5 protein-coding genes are annotated in these 5401 nt (G+C 27.2%); 4 read left to right on the top strand and 1 reads right to left on the bottom strand.

The features are described 5' to 3' along the window. Positions 1 to 420: 420 nt before the first annotated feature. From BUB83_RS20630 to BUB83_RS20640, 3 genes are all read left to right on the top strand, one after another. Positions 421 to 1131, top strand: a complete 711-nt coding sequence (locus BUB83_RS20630) for a hypothetical protein (RefSeq protein WP_073340976.1) — start codon at positions 421 to 423, stop codon at positions 1129 to 1131. Positions 1132 to 1194: 63 nt separating this feature from the next. Continuing rightward, positions 1195 to 1707, top strand: a complete 513-nt coding sequence (locus BUB83_RS20635) for a hypothetical protein (protein ID WP_143160619.1) — start codon at positions 1195 to 1197, stop codon at positions 1705 to 1707. A gap of 536 nt (positions 1708 to 2243) precedes the next feature. Beyond that, positions 2244 to 3053 (top strand): M50 family metallopeptidase, encoded by an 810-nt coding sequence (locus tag BUB83_RS20640; RefSeq protein ID WP_073340978.1) that lies wholly within the window; start codon positions 2244 to 2246, stop codon positions 3051 to 3053. Between the two features lie 175 nt (positions 3054 to 3228). On the opposite strand, the gene BUB83_RS20645 is transcribed toward BUB83_RS20640, so the two are convergent. Next, entirely contained in the window at positions 3229 to 4437 is a 1209-nt protein-coding gene (locus BUB83_RS20645) for an IS1096 element passenger TnpR family protein (RefSeq protein ID WP_073340979.1), read from the bottom strand. Positions 4438 to 4919: 482 nt separating this feature from the next. Here BUB83_RS20645 and BUB83_RS20650 point away from each other — a divergent pair. After that, positions 4920 to 5401, top strand: a 482-nt coding sequence (locus tag BUB83_RS20650; RefSeq protein WP_143160620.1) for a nuclease-related domain-containing protein, incomplete at its 3' end; no start/stop codon positions are given.

Below are 5401 nucleotides of genomic sequence, written 5' to 3' on the forward strand. Positions count from 1 at the left end.
AAATTTATTTCAGTTAATAAATGAAATATTTCTAAAAAATGGTATAAAATCAAGAAAAAAAAGTAAAAAAACATCTCTTGACATCATAGAAGCTATACTTGAAACATTCATGGAAAAAAAAGCTGTAGCTTAAAATATTAAACAATCAATAATCTAAATGGATATATTACCATATTCAGGTATTATATTTAAGGATAGTTCTAACTAATTTTAATGTAATATTTTTCACATAAATGATAAGTATAGCATTTGAAGAAAATAATAAATATTATTTAATATTCTATATTTTTTAAATATTCTAAACTTTACGGACATGGTGCCTGACCCCTTACAAAAACTGGAATAGTTTTTGTAGCTCATAATGCTTCTGGATTCTTTAGAAACGATTTAGAGATAGCATCTTTTAAAAAAGAAGACATTGTGAAATTAAAGAGCATTAATAACAAACTGATTTCTGTAGATATCGAAGCGTTAGAAAAGCTTGTGAACACAATTGCTGAAGCACGTAAATCGTTATCTAATCGACAAAAGTTACTTGATGATTTAAGTGATTCAAGATCTAAGTTAGATGGGGTTAGAAAGAAATATGATAAGGACGCTACTAATTGTCCATATTGTAATCATCCATACGATAATTTGGATGATTTAGAAGAAGCCTATAATACTTTAACAAATACACTACACGGAGAAAAAAATCAAGATTCATTGAAAATGGGAGAACTACTTACTATTCTAAAAGAATTGATGAATGATGATATGAAAAGAGTTTCAAGGGTAGTAGAAAATATTGATGAAAGTAGAATTGAAGAGTTGTTACGATTGTCTACGTCATTTAAGCAGTTTATCTCTGATGAAAGAAGAGTAAAACAGACAGAGTACATTTGTAGACTATTAGTTGATTGTGAATTGTGGAAAGATGGTAAAATTGAAAAAAATGAAGTACAAGAAGTATTACTTCAAAGTTTAAAAAAGTATACAAATCTTGATTTCATAAGTGATATGAATAAGTACAACTTTGCGAATACGGATAAAGTTTACAGGGATTTCTTTGTGTTAGAACAACCAAAGTTATTAGATGAAAAGATGATTGAACAAAAAATAAAATACTTGAAGTATTTACAATCATTGTAAATAAATGAATCTTTTCTTTCAATGAAAGATGAGATTAAAAAAGACATTCTGAAATTAAAGAAATTGGAAGCTGCACGTAAGAAAATAGATGGCTTGAGAGTTTTATATCAAAGCTCTATTGATGAGTATAAGAACAGGATACTGAAAAAACTAAGAGTACCATTACTTATATATACAGGAAAGATATTACAGGATTATCAAAATGGATTAGGTGTATTTGTCAGTAAAGATGAAATGCGTTTTGTGTCAAGTGGAGAAGCAAAACATGACATATTAAATACCTTTAGTTCTGGACAGTTATCAGGGTTCGTTTTAGCATTCTTATTTTCTATGAATAAGCAATACATAACAAAGTCCTCAGATGACTTAGGATTTATTCTAATAGATGATCCGGTGCAAACTATGGATGATGTTAATATTGCATCACTTATTGAAGTGATGAGGAATGATTTTTCAGACAAGCAAATAATTTTATCAACACATGAAACAGATAAGGAAAATTATATTCTGTATAAATTCCTGAAATATAATTTAAAGGGTCAATCATTCAATGTTAAAGAGAAGTTATATATTTAGATTTATAAGAAGTGGACTTCAAAAGGACTCCCAGATTCCTAATGTGAATCGTAAGCGTCAAAATTATAGCGCATTTAAAAATCTATGAAAAAGTATTAAGATATCCCAATAAGGTAAAATACTTTACTGGGATTAAATTATTGCTTATCGTTAATTTTCATATTTTCAGGGATCTTATTAGACCAAGGCATAAGATTCTCTAGAGCCTCGATATGGAATTTGTCTATTTGCAATAGATTATCAAATAAATAAACTAAATATCTTTCTACAACTAAATTATTAGCCTTGGCAGCATTGAAAACTCATACGAAAATTAGTAAACAAGCTTTAAATGATAAGTTCAAGATCAACAAAAATTGTTCATTCCATTTACAATTTTTGTAAAGTACCTGACCCCTTACAAAAACTGGAACAGTTTTTGTCGCTCATAGCTATATGTTCCAATGGAATGATTTTTAAAAATATTAATAAAATAAGAGTTGTAAAGCAACTTGAAAAAAGGCTACGTAGATTACAACGTAGGGGTGAAATATATAATGATATTTGTAATTGAATTACTAATTAGAACTTGTTTAGAGACAGTATATCTAGCTGGAATGATTATTCTAATAGGATTATTTCTTGGAGTATTAAGAAATAGTGCTATTAGAAACTTTCAAAGAAGTTTTGGAAGTAAAGCTTTAATGATAACAGGGGTTATTGGTGTCCCAATACATGAAGTGAGCCATGCTATTTTTGCTTTAATATTTGGGCATAAGATTAAAAAAATTAAATTATTTCAAAAACCAGATGAAAATGGGGTGATGGGATATGTACAACACAGCTATAAGCAAGGTAGTATTTATCAGCAGATAGGAAATTTTTTTATAGGTATAGCACCTATCTTTGGAGGGATTTTTTCTATAATAGCTTTAATGAGGATTATAATACCACAAGCTTATGCAGATTTTATCAGTATATTAGTTAAAAGCTTCAAGGTTACGGTATTAAATAAAAGTACAATTGAAGCAATGATTAATTCCTATATAGGACTTTTAAAGGTGATTTTTTCTCTACAAAATTTTAAAAATCCATATTTTTATATATTTATATTTGTAGCTATATGTATATCATCTCACATATCTTTAAGTTCAGCAGATATTAGGGGAGCATCAAGAGGGTTAGGGCTTGTATTTATAATTTTATTTATACTAAATATTTTAGATTTATCAAAGTATATATTGGGTATTAACTTGATAAGATATAATATTTTAGTAACGGGTATTCTAATGGTGGCTGTAATACTTTCCATAATAACTTATTTGATAAGTTTTGTTTTAAGTGTTATAAAACATAAATATGATTGAAACTCTCATATATTAGTTAATTATAAAGAAGCATTTATAGAGTTGAAAGTAAGCAATGGTTGATTTGTCCACTATATTTCCAAATAGCAAGAAAAACTGGAATAGTTTTTGTTACTTATATATCTAAATTATATTTAAAAAAGAGCAGTTAGCTGCTCTGCTTTTTTTATTGTTATTAACATTCATCATCAAAGTCTGGATATTGTTCAGGTGGCTCACCTTTAAATTCAATAATTTCAGGTATTAATAATCTAGTATTGCTATCTTCAATATCAAAAACCTCAACAGTAAACCACCACTCATCGCCATAGTCAAAAAGGTATAAAAACTTTTGTTTCTTAAATAAGTTTAGCTCACCTAAATTAACATCATTAGCCCAAGGTCCTTCGTAATCCATTGGACACGTAAACTTATTATTTGACCAAGCTTTTCCATCCATAAAAAATGAATACATATGATCATTATCAAATTCAAATGCATCTTGTATACATTCATGTAAATAATCAAGATCATGATGTGCAGATATTTTTATTTTAGCCCAAGTATTTTTATCTAATGATACCTTAAAGGTATATGTACCATCTTTAAATTCTTCTTTATTCCTAGAAAAAGTTTGTTCTAACTCACCCTTTTTAAATAAACTTTTGAAAACATGAATAAAGGCTTCATCAAAATTAACTTTCCATTCCCCGTAATTCTTTCTATGAGGAATATTCCATAGTTCTAAATTTCTCTTTTTATTGAGTATTTTGAATATTTTTAAACCTAAATCATTTATTACTATTTTGCTGGGGATAAATCTTCTTGCATCTTTAATCATCTCATCCATATTAGCTTCAATGGTCATTAATCCAAAATATGTGAAACATAATAGTGTTGAACTACTTAAATAAGGTAAATTATTAGTAAAGATATCCTCATTTGATTTTTGCGTTGATAAATATTCTACATTTCTAGTAACAATTGATACATCCATATAATCATAAAGAATGCATTGTGTTTTTCTCATATCACAATCTATCCAAAATGTTTCCAATAGAAACATGTATTTCTCAATGTCATTAAATTCATTAAATGTCTTTAATCTATCTGTTGATTTTAAAGCTAATTTGCTTCCTTTTATGCTTTCTTCCTTAAAAAGATTACCTTCAACTGCTAATTTACAAAAAAGATGAAGCATAGGATATGAAGATTGTTTACTTTTTTCTGTTATATTCTGCTGTTTTACATGCATGAGCCCATTCATTTCATACAAGAATTTAGATGAAATATTTTTGGTGGATTTACCTATAGTAACTACTTTGTTATTTAGATAATGGGTAAATGTGTTGAAGTCCTCTAGAAAAATTCTTGTTTTTTTATTATCAATATTGTATGTAGCCATTTTATATTCTCCTTTGTAAGAAAAATCTTTTTTCTTTATTATATAACATTTTAGCTTAAAATTCTTTTCTTTTAGCGAGCAAGGGAATATGCTTCAGATTATATTAGTTTAACAGGAGTGGAAAAGAGCTTTTAATCAATGAAACTGCCCGTGATGGCAGTTTTTTTAGTTTAATCAAAAAAGTATGGAAAAAAGCTTGAAAATAATTTGTATTTTACTACAGCTTTCGACAAGATAAAAATACAAATTATGATAAAATAAAGGATAATAATGTATTTGAGTTAGGAAATGAATTGAAACTATAGACAAACAACTTCAACTATAAATTTATTAAATTCCAAAACTTCTAGAAGTGTAGAGATGTATAAAACTAGTTGATACATCTAGTTTTTAGTATAAGCATAAAAATTAGAGAAAAAATAAGTTTTTTTTTACATAGAATCAGAGAATTTTAAAAAAATGCAAATTAGGGGTGATACTAGTTGGAAATATTAATATTTTATTTTTTAGTGGCAGTAGGAATAATTATTTTACCAAAATACAGTAGATATAGGGGATCAAAGTACAAAATTGCTAGTGGAAATAGTTTTTTTAAAACAGTATTTGATAAAGGAAATTATGGTGAATTTTTGACTTTTTCATATCTAGAAAAGTTGGGTAAGCAGAATAAACTTATGACAAATATATATTTACCAAAGGCAGATGGTTCAACAACAGAGGTTGATTTAATAATGCTTTCAGAAACGGGTATTTATGTGTTTGAGTCAAAGAATTATAGTGGGTGGATTTTTGGTGATGAAAAAAATAAGAACTGGACTCAATCACTTCAAAACAAACAGAAAAATAAATTTTATAATCCAATATGGCAGAATAAAGGACATATTAGTGCTTTGAAAGATACATTGGGGATTAATAAGGAAGATTTTTATAAATCATATATTATATTTAGTGAGCGTTGTACACT

Source organism: Clostridium grantii DSM 8605 (assembly GCF_900129965.1).
GTDB classification, from domain to species: domain Bacteria; phylum Bacillota; class Clostridia; order Clostridiales; family Clostridiaceae; genus Clostridium_AF; species Clostridium_AF grantii.